The sequence below is a fragment of the Coralloluteibacterium thermophilum genome (assembly GCF_042654365.1).
GTDB classification, from domain to species: domain Bacteria; phylum Pseudomonadota; class Gammaproteobacteria; order Xanthomonadales; family Xanthomonadaceae; genus Coralloluteibacterium; species Coralloluteibacterium thermophilum.
The window spans coordinates 1-22174 of record NZ_JBHSGG010000025.1; the positions used below are offsets into that span (position 1 = coordinate 1).

Here is a 22174-nt window from a genome sequence, read left to right on the forward strand (position 1 = left end):
GGGAACGGGGAACGGGGAACGGGGAACGGGGAACGGGGAACGGGGAACGGGGAACGGGGAAGGCTAGCAGCGGCACTGCAGCGGCGGTGTGCAGCAGCCGGACGCTCAGTCGCGCTCCAGCAGGAAGAAGAACGGCTGCGCGCTGTCGCGGAGGTCCATCAGGCCCAGCACGCGGGCCTCGTCGATGCGGCGGAAGTGGTCGACGATCGGCAGGCGGTCGTAGAGCATCGCCGCGCTGGCGACGCCGCGGTGGACGATCTCCCGCAGCCGCGCAGCGGGACGCCGGGTGCGCAGCAGCGGGCGCGCGAGCGCGAAGGCGCCGCGCACAGGAGCGCTGCGCGCGAGCGGGGGCGCGGCCAGTGCGAGCGAGAGCGGCATGCGCGCCGGCTGCAGGGCAACCGTGCCGCGCCCCGTCGCGAACAGCAGCGGGTCCACGTCGTCGTCGCCGCGGAACGCCTTGCCCCACCAGCCGAGCGCCGGGAGCAGGCCGTCGAGCCGATGCCCCGTGCGCAGCTCCGCACCGCGCCAGCGCCCACGCAGCGCGGCGGTCCGCAGCCCCGGCAGCCGGTCGTAGTGCGCGAGCGCATCCGCCGGCGCCAGGACGCCGCCGCGCCAGTCGGCCAGCCAGCGCGGCGGCGGCGCGTTCATTCGTCGAAGCGCAGGTGCTTGACCGACTTGCCGTGGCGCCGGATCAGCTTCAGCGCCTCGATGCCGATCTCGATGTGGCCCTGGACGAACTCCGCGGAGACGCGCGCGTCGCTGGCCTCGGTCTTCACGCCGTCCGGGATCATCGGCTGGTCGGAGACCAGCAGCAGGGCGCCGGTCGGGATGTGGTTGGCGAAGCCGGCGGCGAACACCGTCGCGGTCTCCATGTCGATCGCCATGCAGCGCAGCGAGCGCAGGTAGTCCTTGAAGCGCTCGTCATGCTCCCAGACCCGGCGGTTGGTGGTGTAGACGGTGCCGGTCCAGTAGTCGTGGCCGAGGTCGCGGATCATGGTCGAGACCGCGCGCTGCAGCGCGAAGGCCGGCAGCGCCGGGACCTCCGGCGGCATGTAGTCGTTGCTGGTGCCCTCGCCGCGGATGGCGGCGATCGGCAGGATCAGGTCGCCGAGCTGGTTCTTGCGCTTGAGGCCGCCGCACTTGCCCAGGAACAGCACCGCCTTGGGCGAGATGGCGGAGAGCAGGTCCATGAGCGTGGCCGCGTTCGGGCTGCCCATGCCGAAGTTGATCATGGTGATGCCGTCGGCGGTGGCGCTGGGCATCGGGCGGTCGTGGCCGACGATCTCCGCGCCGGTGATGCGGGCGAAGTGGCCGAGGTAGCCGCCGAAGTTGGTCAGCAGGATGTGCTCGCCGAACTGGTCGAGGGGCACGCCGGTGTAGCGCGGGAGCCAGTTGGCGACGATCTGTTCTTTTTCTTTCATGTGTCGACCCTGTCGTTGCGGAAGGCAGGGCGCGGTGCGGCATCGACACGCGGCCAACGTGGCCGCCCGGACGCGATGCCAAGAACCCGCACCCGAAGCGCCGGCGGCTGCGGGGGCGGCCGCGGGACGGCGCCCGCGCGCCCCCGGCACCGGCCGGGGCATGCCGCAGGATAACGGCCGCTTCCTGCACCCGGGCCGACCCGTGACCGGCGCCGCTTGGCAGCGGCGGCCGGCGGGGCTACGGTTCGGGACTGTTTTCCCGGGGAACTCCTGCCTCATGACACGACTGGCCCTTGCCGGGCTCGCCGTCGCGCTGGCCTGCACCAGCGCCGCGGCGGCCGACCGCACCTCCACCCGCAGCATCGACGCCTATCCCAGCACCTACCGTCCCATCGTCGAGGCGCCGACCCTGATCCGCGGCGCCACCGTCCTCACCGGCACCGGCGAGCGCCTCGACGGCGCCGACGTGCTGATCGAGGACGGCCGCATCGCCGGCGTGGGCAGCGGCCTGCGCGCGCCGCCGGGCGCGCGGGAGATCGACGGCAGCGGCAAGTGGGTGACGCCGGGGCTGATCGACGTCCATTCGCACCTGGGCGTGTACCCGAGCCCCGGCGTGCGCGCGCATTCCGACGGCAACGAGATGATCGCGCCCAACACGTCGCAGGTGTGGGCCGAGCACGCGGTCTGGCCGCAGGATCCCGGCTTCGCCACCGCGCTCGCCGGCGGCGTGACCACGCTGCAGATCCTGCCCGGCTCGGCCAACCTCATCGGCGGCCGCGGCGTGACCCTGCGCAACGTGCCGGCGCTGACCTACCAGGCCATGAAGTTCCCGGACGCCCCGCACGGCCTCAAGATGGCCTGCGGCGAGAACCCCAAGCGGGTCTACGGCGGCAGGAACCAGGCGCCGATGACGCGCATGGGCAACATGGCCGGCTACCGCGCCGCCTTCGCCCAGGCCGCGGAGTACCGCAGGGCCTGGGACCGCCACGACGGCAACAGCCGCGGCGGCGGCGAGCCGCCCAAGCGCGACCTGCAGATGGACACCCTGGCGGCGGCCATGGACGGCGACATCCTCGTCCACGTCCACTGCTACCGCGCGGACGAGATGGCCAACATGCTCGACCTGGCCAACGAGTTCGGCTTCCGCATCGCCGCCTTCCACCACGGCGTGGAGGCCTACAAGCTCGCCGACCGCCTGGGCGAGGAGGGCGTCTGCGGCGCGCTCTGGGCCGACTGGTGGGGCTTCAAGATGGAGGCCTACGACGGCATCCAGGAGAACATCGCCATCGTCGATCGCGCGCCGGGAGGCTGCGCCATCGTGCATTCGGATTCCGACGAGGGCATCCAGCGCCTCAACCAGGAGGCGGCCAAGGTCATGGGGCGCGCCGAGCGGCTGGGCATGCCGATCCCGCCGGAGCGCGCCATCACCTGGCTGACCTCCAACGCCGCCCGCTCCCTCGGCGTCGCCGACCGCACCGGCACCCTGGAGCCGGGGAAGATGGGCGACGTGGTGCTGTGGGACCGCAACCCCTTCAGCGTCTACGCGCACGCCGAGAAGGTGTTCGTCGACGGCGCCCTGCTCTACGACCGCCACGACCCGGCGCGCCAGCCGGTCTCCGACTTCATCCTCGGCCAGGAGGGCATCCGATGAGCCGCGCCGTCACCCTGCGCGGCATCGCCGCGCTCGCCGCCGTCCTGTTCGCCTTCCCCGCCGCCGCGCAGGACGTGCTGATCCGCGGCGCCCGCGTGCACACCGCCACCGCCCAGGGCACGCTCGAGAACGCCGACGTGCTGGTGCGCGGCGGCACCATCAGCGCCGTCGGCCCGGGTCTGGCCGCCCCCGCGGGGGTGCCGGTGGTCGAGGCCGAGGGGCGTCCGCTCACCCCGGGTCTGTTCGCCGGCCTCACCGCGCTCGGGCTGGAGGAGGTCTCGGGCGAGCCCGACACCGTGGACAACGCGCTGGGCTTCGCCGACACCCACTCGGTCGAGGCGCAGTGGCGCCCGGAGTTCGACGTCGCCCCCGCCTACAACCCGCACTCCGCGCCGGTCGCCATCAGCCGCGTCGAGGGCCTGACCTTCACCGTGCTCGCCCCCGGCATCCTGCCCGGCGGCAGCTTCGTCAGCGGCCAGGGCGTGGCGGTGCGCCTGGACGGCAGCTTCGACGCCGCGCTCGACCCGAGCCGCACGCTGTTCATCCAGCTCGGCAGCCGCGGCAAAGGCTTCGCCGGCGGCAGCCGCGCGGGGCAGTACATGCTGCTCGAACAGGCGGTGCGCGAGGCGCGTCCCAATGCCCCGGCCAATCTCGCCGCGATGGCGCCCTCGCACGGCCTGCTGACGCCGATCGGCCGCGAGACCCTGGCCCGCTACCTGCGCGGCGGCCGCGTGCTGTTCTACGTCGACCGTGCCGCCGACATCCGCCAGGCCCTGCTGCTGGCGGAGCGCTTCGGCTTCCAGCCGGTGATCGCCGGCGGCGCGGAAGCGTGGAAGGTGGCCGACCTGCTGGCGGCGAAGCGGGTGCCGGTGCTGGTCGACGCGCTGGTCAACCTGCCCGGCAACTTCGACCGCCTCGGCGCGCGCCTGGACAACGCCGCGCGCCTGCACGCGGCCGGCGTGCCGGTGGGCTTCACCCAGTCCGGGGACGCCACCCACAACGCGCGCAAGATCCGTCAGCTCGCCGGCGTCGCCGCCGCCAACGGCCTGCCCTGGGAGGCCGCCCTCGCCGGCCTCACCCGGGTGCCGGCGGAAGCCTTCGGCATCGCCGACGGCCTCGGCACGATCGCCGTCGGCCAGCGCGCCGACCTCGTGCTGTGGAGCGGCGACCCACTGGAGGTCACCACCGGCGCCGAGCAGGTCTGGCTGGGCGGCCGCCCCGACAGCATGCGCTCCCGCCAGACCCAGCTCCGCGACCGCTACCTGCGCGAGGACGGGGGCTGGCCGAGGGCGTACCTGAAGTAGGGCAACGGCGGGAATCGGGAGTCGGGAATCGGGACCTGAGGGGTGCGGGAACGTAGGAGCCATCCGCGCTATCCAGACCTGCAGGTCCCGATTCCCGCTTCACCCTTCCCTCTTCCCGCTCCAAGAAGAAGGCAGCAAACAGCGACCGAGGAGCGGGGGAACGTAGAGCCATCCCTCTACCCAGACCTGCAGGTCCCGATTCCCGCTTCCCTCTTCCCGCTCCAAGAAGAAAGCGGCGCAAGCAGGGACCCGAGGGGCACGAAAGTCCAGGAGCCATTCCGCTGTCCCGACCTACAGGTCCCGATTCCCGCTTCACCCTTCCCTCTTCCCGCTCCACCCATCTTCAGATCCCTGAACCGCCGTCGCGCCGGCCGGGCCGGCGCGACGGTTTCCACGGCGGTCCGCGTTGGAAGTAGCGAGGCAAGCATGCCTCCTCCCCCAACGTGAGGATCTGCCCATGTCCCGTACCCCCCTCCGCATCGCCCTGTCGCTCGCGCTGGCCGCCGTCGGCGGCGCCGCCATCGCGCAGGACGCCCCCGTCCGTGGCGAGCGCCAGGCGCCGGCCCGCGACGTCGCCACGCTCGAGCAGCATGCGCGCGACCGCGCCGCGGCCATCGACGCGAACAACGACGGCTACATCACCGCCGAAGAGGTCATCGCCCACCGCGACGCGCAGCGCCTGCGCATGGAGCAGCGCCGCCTGGAGCGCATGGGCGGCAGCGACGGCCGCATCTCGGTCGCCGATTACGAGGCCGCGCAGCTCGAGCGCATCGCCCGGCTGGATGCCGACGGCGACGGCCAGATCAGCCGCGAGGAGTTCCGGGCGCAGCGTCCGGGCGGCAAGGGCCACTTCGGCCACGGCCGCCGCGGCGGCCCGGCGGCCGGCGCCCGCTGAGCCCATGCGATGATCCGGCCTCCCGGCCTGACCGCGATGCTCCTGATGGACAACCGACCGGCGGACGCGACGTCCGCCGCCACCGGACCTGCCGACGACGGCGCCGATCCCGATCTGGAGCTCGTGCTCCGGATCGGGCGCGGCGACCAGGCCGCCTGCGCCGCCTTCGTCGAGCGCTACATCGACCGCGTGCAGCGGCTCGCCACGCGCCTCACCGGCAACCGCGAGGACGCCGAGGAGGCGACCCAGGAGGTGTTCATCAAGGTCTGGCAGCAGGCCGCACGCTGGACGCCCGGCAACGCCCGCTTCTCGACCTGGCTGTACCGGGTCGCCACCAACGTCTGCTACGACCGCCTGCGCCGGCGGCGCGAGCACGAGCCGATGGAAGCCGCCGACCACGTGAGCGGCGGCGACACGCCCGAACAGGTGATGGGCGAGGTGCAGCGCGAACGCGACGTGGCCGCGGCGCTCGACGCCCTGCCCGAGCGGCAGCGCGCCGCCATCGTCCTGTGCCATTACGAAGGCCTCAGCCAGCGCGAGGCCGCCGCCACCCTGGAGGTGTCGGAGGAAGCGCTGGAATCCCTCCTCGCCCGCGGCCGCCGCAGCCTGCGCCGCAGCCTTACCGGAGACGCGCGATGACGCCCCGCCCGCCCATGACCCTCGACCGCCTCGACACCCTGCTCGACGCGTGGGGTGCGGACCCCGCGCGCTGGCCCGCCGCCGAGCGCGACGCCGCGCTCGCACTGGTCGCCGCGTCGGCCGAGGCGCGCACGCGCCAGGCCGCCGCCGCCCGGCTCGACGCCGCGCTCGCTCTGCCCGATCCGCCGGGCGCATCGATGCGCCTGCGCCGCGCCGTCCTCGACGGCATCCCCGTCCCGCGCCCCGGCCTCGCCGCGCGCCTGCGCGGCCTGTTGCAGCCGCTCGGCGGCTGGCGCATGGCGGGGCCCGCCTTCGCCGCGAGCCTCGCGCTCGGGGTGGCCTTCGGCAGCTTCGTGCCGAAGCAGGAGACGGCGGTGGACGAGGACGCGCTCGTGCAGTTCGCCCAGCTCGACAACCGCTACCAGGACTTCCTGCCGTGACCGCCCTGCCCCGCCCCTGGCGCATCGCGCTCGTCGTATCGCTGCTGGTCAACGTGCTGCTCGCCGCCGCCCTCGCGACCTTCGCGCTGCGCTCGCCGGAGGAGCCGCCCCGCACGCGCGGCGGCGGCCTCGCCGGCATGCCGCATCCCCGCGCGCTCGCCGAGGCCTTCGGCGAGGAGCGGCGCGTGCTGCTGCACGAAATCTGGGACACCCATCGCGAGACCATGCGCCCGCGCTGGCGCGCCATGCACGCCGCGCGCCAGGACATCTCGAACGCCCTGCGCGCCCAGCCTTTCGTCCGCGCCGACCTGGACGCGGCCTTCGCCCGCCTGCGCGCGGCCGATGCCGAGATGGCCGAGACCGCCCAGGCCGCCCTGGGCGACTTCGCCGAACGCCTGGACGACGCCGAGCGCGCCCGCCTCGCCGACATGCTGGAACCGCCCCCGCACCGCGGTGACGGCAAGAGCCGCGCGCGCTGAGCCCACAGCGCACGGCCCTTCCCCCCGCCGCTTCCCGCTCTTCCGTCACCCATCCCGTCCCAGGCCCCGAGCCCCGGAACCCGGCCCCTCTCCACCATGCCCACCACCCCCGTCGCCTGGTACTTCGATTTCGTCTCGCCCTTCGCCTACCTGCAGTGGCCGAAGGTCCGCGCGCTGATGGCGCGCGAGCCGGTGACGCTGCGTCCGATCCTGTTCGCGGGCGTGCTCGACCATCTCGGCCTCACCGGCCCCGCCGAGATCCCCGCCAAGCGGCTGTTCACCTACCGCATCGCGCAGTGGCGCGCCGGGCGCGAGGGCGTGCCGCTGCGCTTTCCGCCGGCGCATCCGTTCAACCCGCTGGCGGCGCTGCGCCTGTGCATCGCGGCGGGCACGACGCCGGACGCCGTCGATGCGCTGTTCGACTGGATCTGGCGCGACGGCAACGCCGGCGACAGCATCGAGGCGCTCGCGCCCGTGGCGCAGCGGCTCGGGATCGACGACCCGGCCGCGGCCATCGCCGACCCGGCGGTGAAGGCGCAGCTCAAGGCCAACTACGAAGCGGCGCTCGCCGCCCAGGTCTTCGGCGTGCCCACGCTCACCGTCGGCGGCGACGCGTTCTGGGGCAGCGACGCGGCGCACGAGCTCGCCGAGGCGGTCATCGCCGACCCCGGCGTGCTGGAGACACCCGAGATGCGCCGTCTGCGCGACCTGCCGGTGGGCGCGCGCCGCCGCGGCTGAGGCTCAGGCGGGGCGCGCGCCCGCGGTCGCCGCCGCGGGCGCCGACTGCCGGTACCAGATGGCGAACAGCGCGACCGCGAGCAGCAGCTCGGCGAGGTCGCCGCCGTAGTACATCCACTGCGCCGCGGCCTCGCGCTCGGCCAGGCTCGCGCCGGTGCCATGGGGGAAGCCGCCCGCGTACATGACCTTCCCCAGCAGCGCGTGGGTGCCGGCGCCCACGAACAGCACCACCGCGCGGTACCGCAGCGACGGTCGCCGCGGTGCCGGGTCCGGCCCCACCAGGGCCCAGGCGTAGAGGTAGCCGGCGGCGACGAAGTGGTAGTGCACGAGCGCGTGCAGCGCGAGATCGTGCCGGGACATCGCGTACAGCGGCGTCAGGTAGAGCAGGGCCATGCCGCCGACGTTGAGCACCAGCGCCACGACCGGATGCACCAGGACGCGCGCCAGGTCGCCGTGCAGGACGCGCACGAGCCGCCGCGCGGCATCGACCGGCAGGGCGCCGAGCAGCAGCGTCAACGGCGCGCCGAGCACGAGGAACAGCGGCGCGAACATGCCGATGGCCAGGTGCTGCGCCATGTGCCCGCGCAGGTCCGCATGCGCCCACGCCATCGCCTGCGCCGACAGGCCCCACGCCAGCAGGGCGACCCCCAGCCCGAAGCTCGCGCCGCGCCAGCGGCTCCAGGCGCGACGGCGCCGCGCCGCCACCAGGTAGGCGCCGACCAGCACCAGCCCGACCGCCCACGGCAGCCACTGCCCCGGCGACAGCGCCGCGTCGTGGTGGGCGTGCACGGCTTCAGTCCACCGGCCGCGCGTGGCGCGCGCCGCGCCAGAGCCACACGCCGACGAGGAACAGCAGCAGGCCGGAGGCGTTCCAGGCGATGTCGTAGACCAGCAGGTTCTCGACCCCGTAGCGGACCTGGTGCAGGCGGAGGATCTTGTGGTCGACGATGCCGTCGAACATCTGGAACCCGCCCGCCCCCAGGAAGAACCCGGCCCAGGCCGCGCGCGGCACCAGCAGGCCGCGGCGGCGCACGTCGGCGTAGAGGAAGAAGCCCGCCACCAGCGCGATGAGCTCGGCCGCGTGCAGGAAGCCGTCGGACATCAGTCCCACCAGCGGCGTGGCGCGGTCGTAGAAGTGGTGCCAGGCGAGGATCTGGTGGAACACGATCTCGTCCACCGCCGCCATGATCGCGATGCCGATGACCAGCGCCGCGCGCAGCGAGCGGCGACGCGCGTGGGCGGCGATGTCGAGCGTGTCGGACGCGGCCATGCCCGCCGGTGTACGCGGGGCCGCGCCAAGGGCGCGTGGAGCGGGCGCGGCGCAGGCGCCGGCCGGGCGTCCGCCACGCGCCCCCGGAGGGCTAGGGCTGCGGGTCGCCGGCGGGCGTCGGCGGCGCGGGCTGCTGCGCGGGGCGGATGTAGAAGCCGGCGACGCTGCCGTCCGGCGCCAGCGCCCAGGCCAGTTCCGCCGGTGCGTCGGGCGCCTTCTCGAAGCGGGCCACGCGGCTGTAGATGCGCATGCCGTCCTGGCTGCCGGTCTGCTCGGCGATGACGGCCGTCTCGGCGCCGAGCTGGGTGCGCACCTGCTCGTGCAGGGCGCCGAGCTGCTCGCGGCTCAGCGCCTCGCGCATGCGCGCGTCGAAGCGGCCGTGCACGGCATCGAGCTCGCCCGCGGCGAACTGCCGGGTGAGCGCGCGGCCCTCCTCGAGGGTGGCGGGATCGGGGGCGTCCTGCGCGGCGGCGACGCCGGCGAACAGGAACAGGCAGAAGCAGAGGAACGAGAAGCGACGGACCTGGCGCATGGCGCGGCTCCGGGGGCGGCGGGCCAGCATAGCGCGGCCGCACCCTGACCTCCGGCCCGGTTGCGCGGGCGCCGCTTTCCCTAGGATCGACCGGTTCGCCACACCTTCCGGAGCATCCGATGCATCGTCGCCCCCTCGCCTGCGCGCTCGCGCTCGCGTTCGCCGCCTTCGCGCCCACCCACGTCCACGCCGCCGATGCGCGCGCCTGGGACGTCTCCGCCGCGCACGGGCAGACCAAGCGCGTGCGCTTCGAGACCAGCGAGGGCACCTGGCTCGACCTCGACGTCAGCCCGGACGGGCGCAGCATCGCCTTCTCGATGCTCGGCGACATCTACCTGCTCCCCATCGAGGGCGGGCAGGCGCGCCGGCTCACGTCGGGCCCGGCCTGGGACGTGCAGCCGCGCTTCTCGCCGGACGGACGCGAGATCGCCTTCACCTCCGACCGCGACGGCGGCAACAACCTCTGGCGCATCGGCATCGACGGCCGCAACCCGGTGCAGGTGACGAAGGAACGCTTCCGCCTGTTCAACAATCCGGCGTGGACGCCGGACGGGCAGTACCTGATCGGCCGCAAGCACTTCACCGGCACCCGCTCGCTCGGCGCGGGCGAGCTGTGGATGGTGCACCGCTCCGGCGGCAACGAGGGCATCCGCCTCACCGAGCGCAAGAACGACCAGCAGGACCTCGGCGAGCCCGCCGTCTCCCCCGACGGGCGCTACGTGTACTTCTCCGAGGACGTCACCCCGGGCCCGACCTTCCAGTACAACAAGAACCCCCACGCCGGCATCTACGCGATCAAGCGGCTGGACCGCGAGACCGGCGAGATCGAGACCGTGCTGCAGGGCGCCGGTGGCGCCGTGCGGCCGCAGCCCTCGCCGGACGGCAGGTCGCTCGCCTTCGTGCGCCGCGTGCGCGAGAAGACCGTGCTGCACCTGGCCGACCTCGACAGCGGCGACGTGCGCCCGCTGTGGGACGGCCTCTCCCGCGACCAGCAGGAGGCCTGGGCGATCTTCGGCCCCTACGCCAACTTCGCCTGGACCCCGGACGGCCAGGGCATCGTGATCTGGGCGCAGGGCCGGCTGTGGAACGTCTCCGCGGCCGACGGCACCCCGCGCGAGATCGCCTTCACCGCGGAGGTGGACCAGACCGTCGCCGCGCCGCTGCGCTTCGAACGCGAGCTCGACGGCGACAGCTTCGCGCCGCGCATGATCCGCGACGTCGCGACCTCGCCCGACGGCGGCACCCTGGTCTTCCACGCGGTCGGCAGCCTGTGGAAGAAGACCCTGCCGGACGGCCGTCCGGAACGCCTGACCGGCTCGCGCGGCGTCTTCGAGTACCAGCCCAGCTTCAGCCCCGACGGCCGCAGCCTGCTGTACACGACCTGGTCGGACGCCGAGCAGGGCGCGATCCACCTGCTCGACCTCGCGACCGGCCAGAGCCGCCAGCTCACCACGCAGCCGGGCTTCTACTACGGGCCGGTGTTCTCGCCGGACGCGCGCACCATCGCCTGGTCGAAGGAGAGCGGCGGCGGCCTCACCGGCAGCATGAACACCGGCGAGACCGGCATCTACGTGATGGCGCTCGACGGCGGCACGCCGCGCCGCATCGCCCAGCGCGGGCGCGCTCCGCAGTTCTCGGCAGACGGCGAGCGCGTGCTCTTCCTCACCGGCGGCGGCATGTCGAAGAAGCTGCAGTCGGTCGGCCTGCACGGCGAGGCGCCGCGCGACGTGTTCGACCTCAAGTACGTCGACACGGTGCGCATCAGCCCCGACGGGCAGTGGGTGGCCTTCACCGAGCTGTTCAACGCCTACGTCGCGCCCATGCCGCGCCTGGGCGAGGCCATCGCGCTCAGCAAGGACACCAAGGCGCTGCCGGTGAGCAAGGTCAGCGACTACGTCGGTTCCTACCTGCACTGGGGCGGCCGCGGCGCCTCGCTGCACTGGATGGTCGGCGACGAGTACATGAGCCGCGACCTGCACGAGGTGTTCCCGTTCCTGCCCGGGGCGTCGGCCTCGCCGGCGCAGGCGCGCGGGGTGAAGGTGGGCCTGAGCGTGCCGACCGACGCGCCCCGCGACGTGGTCGCCTTCACCAACGCGCGCATCGTGACCATGCGCGACGCGGAGAACACCGAGGAGGTCATCGAGAACGGCACCCTCGTGGTCGAGGGCGACACCATCCGCGCGGTCGGCGCGGATGTCGCCGTACCGGCGGGCGCGCGGGTGATCGACGCGAGCGGCAAGACCATCGTGCCCGGCTACGTCGACGCGCACGCGCACGCGGCGCACTTCGGCGGCGGCGTGGTGCCGCAGCAGAACTGGGCCTACTACGCCAACCTGGCGTTCGGCATCACCACCATGCACGACCCTTCGGCGACCACGGAGTTCGTGTTCTCGCAGGCCGAGCTGCAGCGCGCCGGCGAGATGGTGGGGCCGCGCGTGTTCTCCACCGGCACCATCCTCTACGGCGCCGACAGTCCGTCGAAGGCGGTGATCGACTCCATCGACGACGCGCGCGCACACGTGCGACGCATGAAGGCGCACGGCGCGTTCTCGGTGAAGAGCTACAACCAGCCGCGCCGCGACCAGCGCCAGCAGGTCAACCGGGCCGCGCGCGAGGAGGGCATGCTGGTGGTCGAGGAAGGCGGCAGCACCTTCCAGCACAACATGACGATGATCCTCGACGGCGTCACCGGCATCGAGCACAACATCCCGATCGCGCCGCTGTACCAGGACGTGCTCGGCCTGTGGTCGCAGACCGACGTGCGCAACACGCCGACGCTGGTGGTCACCTTCGGCGGCCTGTCCGGCGAGTACTGGTGGTACGCGCGCGACAACGTCTGGGAGGATCCCAAGCTCAACCGCTTCTTCCCGCGCGAGACGCTGGACGCGCGCGCCATCCGCCGCGAGACCGGCCCGGAATGGGACTACTGGCACATCGACGTGGCGCGCTCGGTCAAGCGCCTGCGCGATGCCGGCGTGCGCATCCAGGTCGGCGGTCACGGCCAGCTGCAGGGGCTGAGCCCGCACTGGGAGGCGTGGATGTTCACCCAGGGCGGCTTCTCCAACTTCGAGGCGCTGCGCGCCTTCACCATCGACGGCGCCGACTACATCGGCTACGGCCGCCAGCTCGGCTCGCTGGAGCCGGGCAAGAAGGCCGACCTCGTCGTGCTCAACGCCGACCCGCTGGAGGACATCCGCAACACCATCGACACCCGCTACGTGATGGTCGGCGGACGCCTGTTCGACGTGGACGCCGACATGGCGGAGATCGGCAACCGTGCCGCGCCGGCGCCGGAGTTCTTCTGGCAGCGCCACCGCGAGGGCCGCAGCTTCGGCCTGCAGTACGGCCCCGCCGGCCCCTGCCACTGCCCCAAGGGCACGCACCCGGCCTCGCCGCTGGAGATGTACGTCCGCCCGAACGCGCGCAACTGAGCCCCGCCGCCACGACGCGTGCCGGCCGGTGCCCCGCACCGGCTGGCACGCGCGACCGGGTTTGGCTAGGGTGACGCAACCCAGCACACCGCATCCGCATGCACGACGCCCTGCAGCGCCTGTTCAACGTCCGCCGCGACGAGGTGGTCCCGGTCCTGCTGGCGATGCTGTTCTTCTTCTGCGTGCTCACCGCGCTGATGGTCCTGCGCCCGGCGCGCGACGCGCTGGGCATGCAGCGCGGCATCGAGGCGGTGCGCTGGCTGTTCATGGGCACCGCCCTGGTCACGCTGCTCGCGAACCCGGTGTTCGGCTGGCTGGTGAGCCGCTTCCGGCGGATGGCCTTCATCGGCGCGACCTATGCCTTCTTCGCCCTGAGCCTGCTCGCCTTCCACCTGCTGCTGGTGCTCGCGCCGGCCGCGGTGGGCGAGGTCAGCGGCCAGGTGTTCTACGTCTGGTTCAGCGTCTTCAACCTCTTCGCGACGATGCTGTTCTGGGCGCTGATGGCGGACCGGTTCTCGCTCGCCCAGAGCAAGCGCTTCTTCGCGCTCATCGCGGTCGGCGGCACCCTGGGCGCGGTGTTCGGGCCCTGGCTCGCCTCGGTGCTGGCGGAGCCGCTCGGCACGCCCAGCCTGCTGCTGGTCTCGATCGGCTTCCTCGCACTGGCCACCCTCGCCGCCTGGGGCGTCGCGCGGGGCCGCACCGGCGGCACCGCGACGGAGGCGCCGCCGGAGCCCGCCATCATCGGCGGCAGCGCCTGGGCCGGGCTCAAGGCGGTGTTCCGCTCGCGCTACCTGCTCGGCATCGCGGGCTACGTGATCGTGATGACGATCATGGCCACCCTGCTCTACTTCACGCGCCTGCAGATGGTCGCCGCGCTGGGGGACGACCTCGACCTGCGCACCGCGGCGTTCGCGCGCATCGACCTCTACACCCAGCTCGCGACGCTGTTCCTGCAGGCGGTCGTGGCCGGGCACCTCATGCGCCGGCTCGGCGTCCACGTGGTGCTGGTGCTCCTGCCCCTGACCGCGGCGCTGGGCTTCGTCGGCCTGGCCATCGTCGGCTCGATCGCCGCGCTCATCGTCTTCGAGGCGGCGTTCCGCGCGGTCCAGCGCGCGCTGACGCGGCCCGCACGCGAGACCCTGTACGTGGTCGTGTCGCGGGAGGACAAGTACAAGTCCAAGGCCTTCATCGACACCTTCGGCTATCGCGGCGGCGACGTGATCGGCGCCCAGGTCGAGGGCCTGCTGGGGCGCCTGGGCATGGGCCTGGCCGCGCTCGCGAGTGCGGCGGTTCCCCTGGCGCTGGCCTGGGCGGTGCTGGGCCTCTGGCTGGGCCGCGCGCAGCGGCGCCTCGCGGCCACGGACGAACCGCGCTCCGCAGCGCTCCACTCCGATACCGACATCCATCCAGACCACACAAGGAGTCCATCGTGATCACCCGTCGTGAGTACCTGAAGCTCTCCCTCGCCGCCGGCGTCACGCTCGCGATCAACCCGAAGCTGCTGCGCGCCGACGACACGCCGCAGGCGCTGATCACGCGCGCCATCCCGCGCACCGGCGAGCAGCTGCCGGTGGTGGGCCTGGGCAGTTCGGCCTCGTTCTCGCGCCTCGCCGGGGAAGGCGACACCGCGGCCCTGCGCGAGGTGCTGGAGACCCTGGTGCGCCGGGGCGGGCGCGTGTTCGACACCGCGCCGAGCTACGGCGCCTCGGAGGAGGTGGCAGGCCGCATCGCGCAGGAGGCCGGCATCGCCGAGACCCTGTTCTGGGCCACCAAGGTCAACGTCGCCCCGCGCGGCGGCGGCGCCGCGGATCCGGCGGAGGCGCGCGCGCAGATCGAGCAGTCGTTCGCCCGCCTGGGCACGCCCACGCTCGACCTCGTCCAGGTCCACAACCTCGGCGACGTGCCGACCCAGCTCGGCATCCTCAAGGAGCTGCGCGAGGCCGGCCGCGTGCGCCACATCGGCGTGACCACCACCTTCCCGCAGCAGTACGCCGACCTCGAACGGATCATGCGCGAGGAGCCGATCGACACCATCGGCGTGGACTACGCCATCGACAACCGCACGATGGAGGAGCGCATCTTCCCGCTGGCGCAGGAGCGCGGCATCGGCGTGCTGGTCTACGCGCCGTTCGGCCGCACGCGGCTGTGGGAGAAGGTGGATGGCAAGGAACTGCCCGACTGGGCGGGCGAGTACGGCATCGCCTCGTGGGGCCAGTTCTTCCTGAAGTTCGTGCTCTCGCACCCGGCGGTCACCGTGGCCACGCCGGCCACCAGCCGCGCGCGCCACGTGATCGACAACCTCGGCGCCGCGGTCGGTCCGCTGCCGGACGAGGCGGCCCGTGCGCGGATGATCGCGCACATCGAGAACCTCTGAGCCGACGCCCCGGTCGCCGCGCCGCCCGCCGGCGCGGCGACCCCGCCGATCAGCGCCCCGGCAGCTCGAGCACGGGCACGAAGCCGCCGTAGATCATCCGCTTGCCGTCGAACGGCATGGGATTGGCCTCGGGGCTCATGCGCGGGTCCTTCATCATCCTCTCCATGCCCGCGTCGCGGGTGGCCTTGTCCGGCCACTCGATCCAGGAGAACACCACGGTCTCCCCGTCCTTTGCCTGCACGGCGCGACGGAAATCGGTCTGCCTGCCCTCCGGCACGTCGTCGCCCCAGCATTCGACGACGCGGAGCGCGCCGAACTCGAGGAACAGGGCGTCCGCCGTGCGCGCATGCGCGACGAACGCATCCCGGTTGCGGGTGGGGACGGCGATCACGCAGCCATCGATGTAGGTCATGTCGGTTCTCCTGTGGACGGACGGATCGTGGCGCCGGCGGCGCCACCGATCCTGGACGAACCGCGCGGGCGCGGATCGACATCGCGATCTACTGCACGCCGACGCCATACGCGGTAGAACGGTGGGCCGCGGCCGTCGCGCCCACCCTCTTCCACCGGCAAGGAGAACCCGATGACCCCTCGCACCGCCCGCCATCGCCTGCAGGTCGCCACCGTCCTGGCCGACTTCATCGAGAACGAGGCGCTGCCGGGGACCGGCATCGGAGTCGACGCGTTCTGGGCCGGGTTCGACGCCATCGCACACGACCTCGCCACCCGGAACCGCGCCCTGCTCGCCGAACGCGACCGCCTGCAGGCCGAGCTGGACGCCTGGCACCGCGCGCATCCCGGCCCGATCCGGGACATGCTCGCCTACCGCGCCTTCCTCGAACGCATCGGCTACCTGCTGCCGGCGCCCACGGGCGTGCAGGCGCGCACGGCGAACGTGGACGAGGAGATCGCCCGCCAGGCCGGGCCACAGCTCGTGGTGCCGGTGATGAACGCGCGCTACGCGCTCAATGCCGCGAACGCGCGCTGGGGCAGCCTCTACGACGCGCTGTACGGCACGGACGCCATCCCCTTCGAGGACGGGGCAGGGACCGGCGGCGGCTACGACCCGGCGCGCGGTGCGCGGGTGATCGCCTACGCGCGCGAGGTGCTCGACGGGACGGCGCCGCTGGCGACCGGCTCGCACGCCGACGCCACCGGCTACGCCATCGTCGACGGCGCCCTGCGGGTGACGACCCGCAACGGCGCCACGGCGCTCGCCGATCCCGCGCAGTGCGTGGGCTACCGCGGCGATCCTGCCGCGCCCTCGGCGGTGCTGCTGCGGAACAACGGGCTGCACATCGAGATCCAGATCGACCGCGAACACCCGATCGGCCGCACCGACGCCGCCGGCGTCAAGGACGTGCTGCTCGAGGCCGCGCTCAGCACGATCATGGACTTCGAGGACTCGGTCGCGGCGGTCGACGCCGACGACAAGGTGCTGGCCTACCGCAACTGGCTGGGCCTGATGAAGGGCGATCTCGCCGAGTCGGTGACCAAGGGCGGCAGGACCTTCACCCGGCGCCTGGAGCCCGACCGCGAGTACGTCGCGCCCGACGGCGGCCGCCTGGTCCTGCACGGCCGTGCGCTGCTGTTCGCGCGCAACGTCGGGCACCTCATGACCAACCCGGCGGTGCTGCTCGCCGACGGCGGCGAGATTCCCGAGGGCATCCTCGATGGCGTGATCAGCACGCTCTGCGCGCTGCACGACCTGCATCGCCGCGGCAACTCGCGCACCGGCTCGATCTACATCGTCAAGCCGAAGATGCACGGCCCCGAGGAGGTCGGCTTCGCCGATGCGCTGTTCGAGCGCGTGGAGGACCTCTACGGCCTGCCGCGCCACACCCTCAAGATGGGCATCATGGACGAGGAACGGCGGACGACGCTCAACCTCGCGGCCTGCATCGCCGCCGCCGCCGACCGCGTGGTGTTCATCAACACCGGCTTCCTCGACCGCACCGGCGACGAGATCCACACCGCGATGGAGGCCGGCCCGATGCTGCGCAAGGGCGACATGAAGTCCACGCCCTGGATCCGCGCCTACGAGCAGAACAACGTGCTGGTCGGCCTGGCCTGCGGCCTGCGCGGGCGCGCGCAGATCGGCAAGGGCATGTGGGCGATGCCCGACCGCATGGCCGACATGCTCGCGCAGAAGCACGTCCATCCCGAGGCCGGCGCCACCACCGCCTGGGTGCCCTCGCCCACCGCAGCCACCCTGCACGCCCTGCACTACCACCGCATCGACGTCGGCGCGGTGCAGGCCGAACTCGCCACCATCGACGTGGCGGGCCGGCGGGACGCCCTGCTCGACGAACTGCTCGCCGTCCCGGTGGTGGAGGCGCCGGCGTGGTCGGACGCCGAGATCCAGCAGGAGCTGGACAACAACTGCCAGGGCATCCTCGGCTACGTCGTGCGCTGGGTCGCGCAGGGCGTCGGCTGCTCCAAGGTGCCGGACATCCACGACATCGGCCTGATGGAGGACCGCGCTACGCTGCGCATCTCCAGCCAGCACATCGCGAACTGGCTGCACCACGGCGTCGTCGACGCCGCGCGCGTGCAGGCCACCCTGGAGCGCATGGCGAAGGTCGTGGACCAGCAGAACGCCGCCGACGGGGCGTACCGGCCGATGAGTCCGGACTTCGAGGGCTCGCTCGCCTTCCAGGCCGCACGCGCCCTGATCTTCGAAGGCCGGGCCCAGCCCAACGGCTACACCGAGCCGCTGCTGCACGCCTACCGGCTGAAGGTGAAGGCGGTGGGGTGAGGGGCTTTGGGCTTGGGGCTTGGGGCCTGGGGCTCGGGCTCGGGCTCGGGCTCGGGCTCGGGGGATTTTTCCGCGTTCGCGGCGTCGGGGGCGAGCCGACGGCTGCCGCGTGGCGGCCGGCACGTTGACGGCGCGGCAGGAAGAACGGCAATCGCGGCCGAAGGCGCTCCGGCGGATGCCGGCGGGAGCGGCTTCAGCCGACGCGGTGGGGCGAAGGGGGCTTCAGTTCCCGCTCGCCGCCCGTGCGGGTGGCGGGGACGGCGAGCGCGCGGCGACCGGCGACGGCGGCGCCTCCGCTGGCTCGGGCGCCGCTTCGCGCGCCGCGGCGGATGGTGCCCGCCGCAGGTCCGCGAGCGCCTCGGCGCGGCGGATCGCCGGCATGTCGTTGTAGGCGCCGTGGTCGACGCCCATGTGCGCCCAGGGGCCGAAGCCGCCCATGGCGCCATGGAACTCGCAGGCGCCCGCGCCCGTGGCCGCACCGGCCAGCGCGAGGACGGCGGCCAGGCGCCTCATTCGGCGATCACCGTGAGGGCGTCCAGCTCCATCGTGTAGGCCGCGGTCGCCATGTCGTTCTGGGTGCGGTCGATCTTCAGCGTGCCTTCGACCCAGTACGCGTCCCAGATCTCGCCCATGGGCTGCGGCGTCCGGGGCTTGATGTAGATGAGCTGGTTCGGCGGCGGCGGCGGCACGTGGATGCAGGCGCCGAAGTAGGGCACCAGGAACATGTCGATCATCCGGTTCTGCTCGTCCACGTTCAGCGGGACGATGTAGCCGGCGATCTTGCCGCGCACCCCGTCCATGGTGGCGACGGTGCGCTCGGAGTCGAACACGACGCCCGGGCCGCTGCCGTCGTGGCTGATCTCCGCCATCGCCTGCAGCGCCTCGATCTCGTCGGGCGGCATGAGTTCCAGCCAGTCGATCTCGCGCGTCTCGGCCAGCGCCGCCAGGGGCAGCAGGGCCAGGCCGAGGACCAGGGACTTCACCACTCGCAGCATTGCCGTCTCCACATCGACGTCGGGCCGCCCGCAGGGGCGGCGGAAGACCCGCATGTTACTCCGTAACGGCTGACGGCCCGATGGACGGCCGCGCGGGGCGCGGCCGCCCGCCTCAGCGGCTGACGGTCATGCCGTCCTGCACCGAGCGCCGGTACGCCAGGCCCGCGGGCAGCAGGCCGACCAGGATGCCGCCGGCCAGCACCCAGGCCAGCAGGCGCAGCTCGGAGGCGTCGGGCAGGCGCGCGCTCACGAACAGGCCGTAGCGCGCCTGCAGCCAGGGCGCGGCGATCCGCAGCCCCAGCTCGACCAGCAGCAGGCCGAGCGCACCGCCCGCCAGCGCCAGCAGGGCCGCCTCCATCAGCAGCAGGCCGAACACGTGCCGCGGGCCCGCGCCGACCGAGCGCAGGATCGCCATCTCGCGCCGGCGCTCGTTGAGCGTGGCGAGGATGGTGGTCAGCAGCACCATCAGCGCCGCGACCACGACCGCACCGGCGGCGGCCAGCAGTGCGCGCTCGACCGTCCCGAGCATGCTCCAGAGCTGCTGCAGGGCCACGCCCGGCAGCACCGCCGTGAGCGGCTCCTCCGGGTACTCGTTGATCGAGCGCTGCAGCGCGAAGGTGGCGATGCGCGACCTCAGCCCCACGAAGGCGGCGGTGATGCTGCCGGGCTGCAGGCGCGCCATGTCGAGCGCCTCCGCCTCCGGCGCGTTGCCGATGCGCGTGCCGCTGCGCCAGTTGAGGTGGATGGCCTCGATCGCCGGCAGCGAGACGTAGACGCCCTGGTCCGCCGCGGTGCCGGTGCGGGCGAGGATGCCAACCACGGTGAAGGGCCGGTCGTCGTGCTGGTTGATGTTGACCCGCGCGGTGCCGTGCGCGAGCACGATCTCCTGGCCGAGCCCGTAGCCGAGCCGCTGCGCCACGTCGGCGCCGATCACCGCCTCGAACAGGCCGGCGGTGCCGGTGGCGTCGAAGGCGCGGCCCGCGGCGAACTCCAGCCGGCGGTCGCCGGCGAAGCCGATGTGCTCGAAGTAGGCTGGCGTCGTGCCCACCACGCGGAAGCCGCGGTGCGAATCGCCCAGCGAGACCGGCACCGCCCAGGCGACCTGCGGGTTGGCGGCGATGGCCTCGAACGAGGCCCAGCGCAGGTTGTTGGTGGCGTCGCCGAGGTGGAACACCGAGTACAGCAGCAGCTGCACGGGATGCGCGCGTGCGCCCACGATGAGGTCGGTGCCCGAGACCGAGCGCAGGAAGGACTCGCGGGTCTCGACGCGCAGGCGTTCCACACCCACCAGCAGGGCCACCGCCAGCGCGATGGTCAGCACGGTGAGCACGACGGTGAAGGCGCGGTTGCGCAGGCTGCGCCAGGCGATGCGGATCAGCGCGTTCATGCGGCCTCCGGCGCGGTCAGGCGGGCGAGGCTCTCGCTGCGCGCGAAGCGCGCGGCGAGCGCGAGGTCATGGCTGACGAACAGCAGGGCCGAACCCGCGGCCTCGCACTCGGCGAACAGCAGCGAGAGGAAGTCGTCGCGGGCGTCGGCATCCAGCGCCGAGGTCGGCTCGTCGGCGATGACCAGGTCCGGCCCGCCGATCACCGCGCGCGCCGCGGCCACGCGCTGCTGCTGGCCGACCGACAGCGCCATGGCCTGGCGGTCGCCGACCGCACGCGCGCCCAGGCCCAGATGGTCGAGCAGGGTCGCGGCCGCCGCCTCCAGCGAACCGAAGCGGGCGACGGCGCGCTCGCGACGCAGGGCCGAGAAGCGGCAGGGCAGCAGCACGTTCTCGACCGGCGACAGGAAGGGCAGCAGGTTGAACTGCTGGAACAGGACGCCGATGCGGTCGGCACGCAGTCGGTCGCGGCGGTGGCCCGGGAGCGCGCTCATCGGTGCCCCGCCGACCTCGACGCGTCCCTGCTGCGGCACCAGGGTGCCGGCGATCAGGTTCAGCAGCGTGCTCTTGCCGGTGCCGCTCGGGCCGTGCAGGAAGACCCGCTCGCCGGGCGCGAGCGCCAGCGCCGGCACGCGCAGGCGCCAGTCGCCGCGCGGCCAGCCGAAGACCAGCCCCTCGACGCGCAGCGCGGGCGCCGGGGCGGATGCCGCCGCGCTCACGGCAGGTCGATGCGCGCCGCGCCGGCACGCAGGGTGCCGCCGGTCTGGCCCGCTTCGCCGACCACCTGGGTTCGCACCTCGCGCAGGCCGGGGAAGCTGCGGAAGAGCCCGGCTGCGTCCATGGCGACCGGCGTGCCGCTGCAGACGAAGACCAGTTCGGCCAGCCAGTCCGCATGGCCGTGATCGTGATCGTGATCGTGATCGTGATCGTGGTCGTGGTCGTGGTCGTGGCGATCGTGATCGCCGCCGCCATGCGCGCCGTGGCCGGCGGCGTCGCCGCGCAGGTTCTCCGGCAGGGTCACGCGGTTGCCGTCCACCTTGCAGGCCGCGCCGACGAAGGCGAACAGGCGGTCGGCCTCGATGAAGGCGGCCTGCGCACGGCGCACCGCGGCCTTCTCCTCGTCCGTGGCGGCGGCGTGCTCGAAGCCCACGAACCCGTCGCCCGCGCCCTCCAGGCGCAGTTCCACGCGCGGAGCGTCCACGGCCACGTCGAGCCGGGCGACGCCATGTTCGTGGGCGGCCTGCTGGGCGAGGACGGGTGCGGCGGCGACGAGCGCGAGGGCGCTCAGGGCGGTACGGGTCATGCGGCGACTCCTGGACTCGACATCATCGTTATAATGTATCAATTGAGGACGGACTCCGGGAGACACGATGCGCTGGACGCCCTGGCTCGACCGCCTCGGTGCGGCCACGTCGGCCGCATGCGGCGTACATTGCGCGGCGCTGTCGGCCTTCCTGCTGATGAACCCCGCCATCTGGTTCCAGCGTGCCCGTTATGCGCGCGAGATCCAATGGCTGACCTGGCTGGAGATCGGCTTCGCGGCGGCGGCCGTGCTCTTCGCCGTCCTCGCCCTGGGCAGCGGCTGGCGCCGGCACCGCCACTGGCTGCCCACCGCCCTCGCCCTCCCGGGCCTGTCCATGATCCTCGCCGGCGTGTTCACCCGCCTCCACGACGTCCTGTTCTGGGGCGCCGGCACGGTCCTGGCGGGAGGACTGCTGATGATCGCGGCGCATGGGGTGAATGTGCGGCTGGGGAAGCGGGAGCGGGAAGAGGGAATCGGGAAGCGGGACCTGAAGGTCGGCACGTGAGCAGGGGACAGGCACGCTGACGCGCCCGCTCCCCGTTCCCCGTTCCCCGTTCCCT

The 22174-nt window shown here is 73.2% G+C and carries 23 protein-coding genes; 12 read left to right on the top strand and 11 right to left on the bottom strand.

Annotated features, from left to right (window positions below; genetic code table 11):
- Positions 1 to 105 precede the first annotated feature (105 nt).
- Entirely contained in the window at positions 106 to 648 is a 543-nt protein-coding gene (locus tag ACFO3Q_RS09075) for a DUF4334 domain-containing protein (protein ID WP_377004348.1), read from the bottom strand.
- The gene (locus ACFO3Q_RS09080; RefSeq protein WP_377004349.1) at positions 645 to 1421 is read right to left on the bottom strand and encodes an AMP nucleosidase; all 777 of its coding nucleotides are present in this window, start codon (positions 1419 to 1421) and stop codon (positions 645 to 647) included. The genes ACFO3Q_RS09075 and ACFO3Q_RS09080 overlap by 4 nt, the downstream gene beginning before the upstream one ends.
- Before the next feature lie 277 nt (positions 1422 to 1698).
- Between ACFO3Q_RS09080 and ACFO3Q_RS09085 the strand changes: the two genes are divergently transcribed.
- The 7 genes from ACFO3Q_RS09085 to ACFO3Q_RS09115 all read left to right on the top strand — a co-directional run bounded on the left by ACFO3Q_RS09085 (position 1699) and on the right by ACFO3Q_RS09115 (position 7567).
- Positions 1699 to 3072 (top strand): amidohydrolase, encoded by a 1374-nt coding sequence (locus ACFO3Q_RS09085; protein WP_377004350.1) that lies wholly within the window; start codon positions 1699 to 1701, stop codon positions 3070 to 3072.
- Entirely contained in the window at positions 3069 to 4376 is a 1308-nt protein-coding gene (locus ACFO3Q_RS09090) for an amidohydrolase family protein (RefSeq protein WP_377004351.1), read from the top strand. The genes ACFO3Q_RS09085 and ACFO3Q_RS09090 overlap by 4 nt, the downstream gene beginning before the upstream one ends.
- 457 nt (positions 4377 to 4833) lie before the next feature.
- The gene (locus ACFO3Q_RS09095; protein ID WP_377004352.1) at positions 4834 to 5271 is read left to right on the top strand and encodes an EF-hand domain-containing protein; all 438 of its coding nucleotides are present in this window, start codon (positions 4834 to 4836) and stop codon (positions 5269 to 5271) included.
- A gap of 9 nt (positions 5272 to 5280) precedes the next feature.
- Positions 5281 to 5910, top strand: coding sequence for an RNA polymerase sigma factor (locus tag ACFO3Q_RS09100; protein ID WP_377004353.1), 630 nt, complete (start codon positions 5281 to 5283; stop codon positions 5908 to 5910).
- Positions 5907 to 6350: a hypothetical protein gene (locus ACFO3Q_RS09105; RefSeq protein WP_377004354.1), complete on the top strand. Its 444-nt coding sequence runs from the start codon at positions 5907 to 5909 to the stop codon at positions 6348 to 6350. Before ACFO3Q_RS09100 ends, ACFO3Q_RS09105 begins: the two co-directional genes overlap by 4 nt.
- Entirely contained in the window at positions 6347 to 6829 is a 483-nt protein-coding gene (locus tag ACFO3Q_RS09110) for a periplasmic heavy metal sensor (protein WP_377004355.1), read from the top strand. The genes ACFO3Q_RS09105 and ACFO3Q_RS09110 overlap by 4 nt, the downstream gene beginning before the upstream one ends.
- Before the next feature lie 96 nt (positions 6830 to 6925).
- A complete protein-coding gene (locus ACFO3Q_RS09115; protein WP_377004356.1) occupies positions 6926 to 7567 on the top strand; it encodes a 2-hydroxychromene-2-carboxylate isomerase in 642 nt (213 codons plus the stop codon).
- Between the two features lie 3 nt (positions 7568 to 7570).
- Here ACFO3Q_RS09115 and ACFO3Q_RS09120 read toward each other — a convergent pair whose 3' ends face one another.
- From ACFO3Q_RS09120 to ACFO3Q_RS09130, 3 genes are all read right to left on the bottom strand, one after another.
- Positions 7571 to 8356, bottom strand: coding sequence for a cytochrome c oxidase assembly protein (locus ACFO3Q_RS09120; RefSeq protein ID WP_377004357.1), 786 nt, complete (start codon positions 8354 to 8356; stop codon positions 7571 to 7573).
- Positions 8357 to 8360: 4 nt separating this feature from the next.
- Positions 8361 to 8837, bottom strand: a complete 477-nt coding sequence (locus tag ACFO3Q_RS09125; RefSeq protein WP_377004358.1) for a DUF2243 domain-containing protein — start codon at positions 8835 to 8837, stop codon at positions 8361 to 8363.
- Positions 8838 to 8928: 91 nt separating this feature from the next.
- Positions 8929 to 9369 carry a hypothetical protein gene (locus ACFO3Q_RS09130; RefSeq protein ID WP_377004359.1) on the bottom strand — a complete coding sequence of 147 codons (441 nt, stop codon included), beginning with the start codon at positions 9367 to 9369 and terminating at the stop codon, positions 8929 to 8931.
- Positions 9370 to 9488: 119 nt separating this feature from the next.
- Here ACFO3Q_RS09130 and ACFO3Q_RS09135 point away from each other — a divergent pair, with 119 nt between their 5' ends.
- The 3 genes from ACFO3Q_RS09135 to ACFO3Q_RS09145 all read left to right on the top strand — a co-directional run bounded on the left by ACFO3Q_RS09135 (position 9489) and on the right by ACFO3Q_RS09145 (position 15174).
- Complete coding sequence (locus ACFO3Q_RS09135; RefSeq protein WP_377004360.1) at positions 9489 to 12800, top strand: amidohydrolase family protein; 3312 nt, start codon at positions 9489 to 9491, stop codon at positions 12798 to 12800.
- Positions 12801 to 12898: 98 nt separating this feature from the next.
- On the top strand, positions 12899 to 14233 hold the full coding sequence (locus ACFO3Q_RS09140; protein WP_377004361.1) for an NTP/NDP exchange transporter: 1335 nt from the start codon (positions 12899 to 12901) through the stop codon (positions 14231 to 14233).
- Positions 14230 to 15174, top strand: a complete 945-nt coding sequence (locus tag ACFO3Q_RS09145; RefSeq protein WP_377004362.1) for an aldo/keto reductase — start codon at positions 14230 to 14232, stop codon at positions 15172 to 15174. The genes ACFO3Q_RS09140 and ACFO3Q_RS09145 overlap by 4 nt, the downstream gene beginning before the upstream one ends.
- A gap of 49 nt (positions 15175 to 15223) precedes the next feature.
- Here the strand turns inward: ACFO3Q_RS09145 and ACFO3Q_RS09150 are convergent, their stop codons facing one another.
- Positions 15224 to 15586 (bottom strand): DUF1428 domain-containing protein, encoded by a 363-nt coding sequence (locus ACFO3Q_RS09150; protein WP_377004363.1) that lies wholly within the window; start codon positions 15584 to 15586, stop codon positions 15224 to 15226.
- Positions 15587 to 15757: 171 nt separating this feature from the next.
- On the opposite strand from ACFO3Q_RS09150, the gene ACFO3Q_RS09155 reads away from it, so the two are divergent.
- Positions 15758 to 17932 (top strand): malate synthase G, encoded by a 2175-nt coding sequence (locus tag ACFO3Q_RS09155; RefSeq protein ID WP_377004364.1) that lies wholly within the window; start codon positions 15758 to 15760, stop codon positions 17930 to 17932.
- Positions 17933 to 18154: 222 nt separating this feature from the next.
- Here ACFO3Q_RS09155 and ACFO3Q_RS09160 read toward each other — a convergent pair whose 3' ends face one another.
- The 5 genes from ACFO3Q_RS09160 to ACFO3Q_RS09180 are packed head-to-tail and all read right to left on the bottom strand — an operon-like array spanning position 18155 to position 21614.
- Positions 18155 to 18445: a hypothetical protein gene (locus tag ACFO3Q_RS09160; protein WP_377004365.1), complete on the bottom strand. Its 291-nt coding sequence runs from the start codon at positions 18443 to 18445 to the stop codon at positions 18155 to 18157.
- A complete protein-coding gene (locus ACFO3Q_RS09165; protein ID WP_377004366.1) occupies positions 18442 to 18981 on the bottom strand; it encodes a DUF3299 domain-containing protein in 540 nt (179 codons plus the stop codon). The genes ACFO3Q_RS09160 and ACFO3Q_RS09165 overlap by 4 nt, the downstream gene beginning before the upstream one ends.
- A 58-nt stretch (positions 18982 to 19039) precedes the next feature.
- Positions 19040 to 20314, bottom strand: coding sequence for an ABC transporter permease (locus tag ACFO3Q_RS09170; RefSeq protein ID WP_377004368.1), 1275 nt, complete (start codon positions 20312 to 20314; stop codon positions 19040 to 19042).
- Positions 20311 to 21030, bottom strand: coding sequence for an ABC transporter ATP-binding protein (locus ACFO3Q_RS09175; protein ID WP_377004369.1), 720 nt, complete (start codon positions 21028 to 21030; stop codon positions 20311 to 20313). Before ACFO3Q_RS09175 ends, ACFO3Q_RS09170 begins: the two co-directional genes overlap by 4 nt.
- Positions 21027 to 21614: a ZrgA family zinc uptake protein gene (locus ACFO3Q_RS09180; RefSeq protein ID WP_377004370.1), complete on the bottom strand. Its 588-nt coding sequence runs from the start codon at positions 21612 to 21614 to the stop codon at positions 21027 to 21029. Before ACFO3Q_RS09180 ends, ACFO3Q_RS09175 begins: the two co-directional genes overlap by 4 nt.
- Before the next feature lie 67 nt (positions 21615 to 21681).
- Between ACFO3Q_RS09180 and ACFO3Q_RS09185 the strand changes: the two genes are divergently transcribed.
- The gene (locus ACFO3Q_RS09185; RefSeq protein WP_377004371.1) at positions 21682 to 22119 is read left to right on the top strand and encodes a MerC domain-containing protein; all 438 of its coding nucleotides are present in this window, start codon (positions 21682 to 21684) and stop codon (positions 22117 to 22119) included.
- The last annotated feature ends 55 nt before the right edge of the window (positions 22120 to 22174 follow it).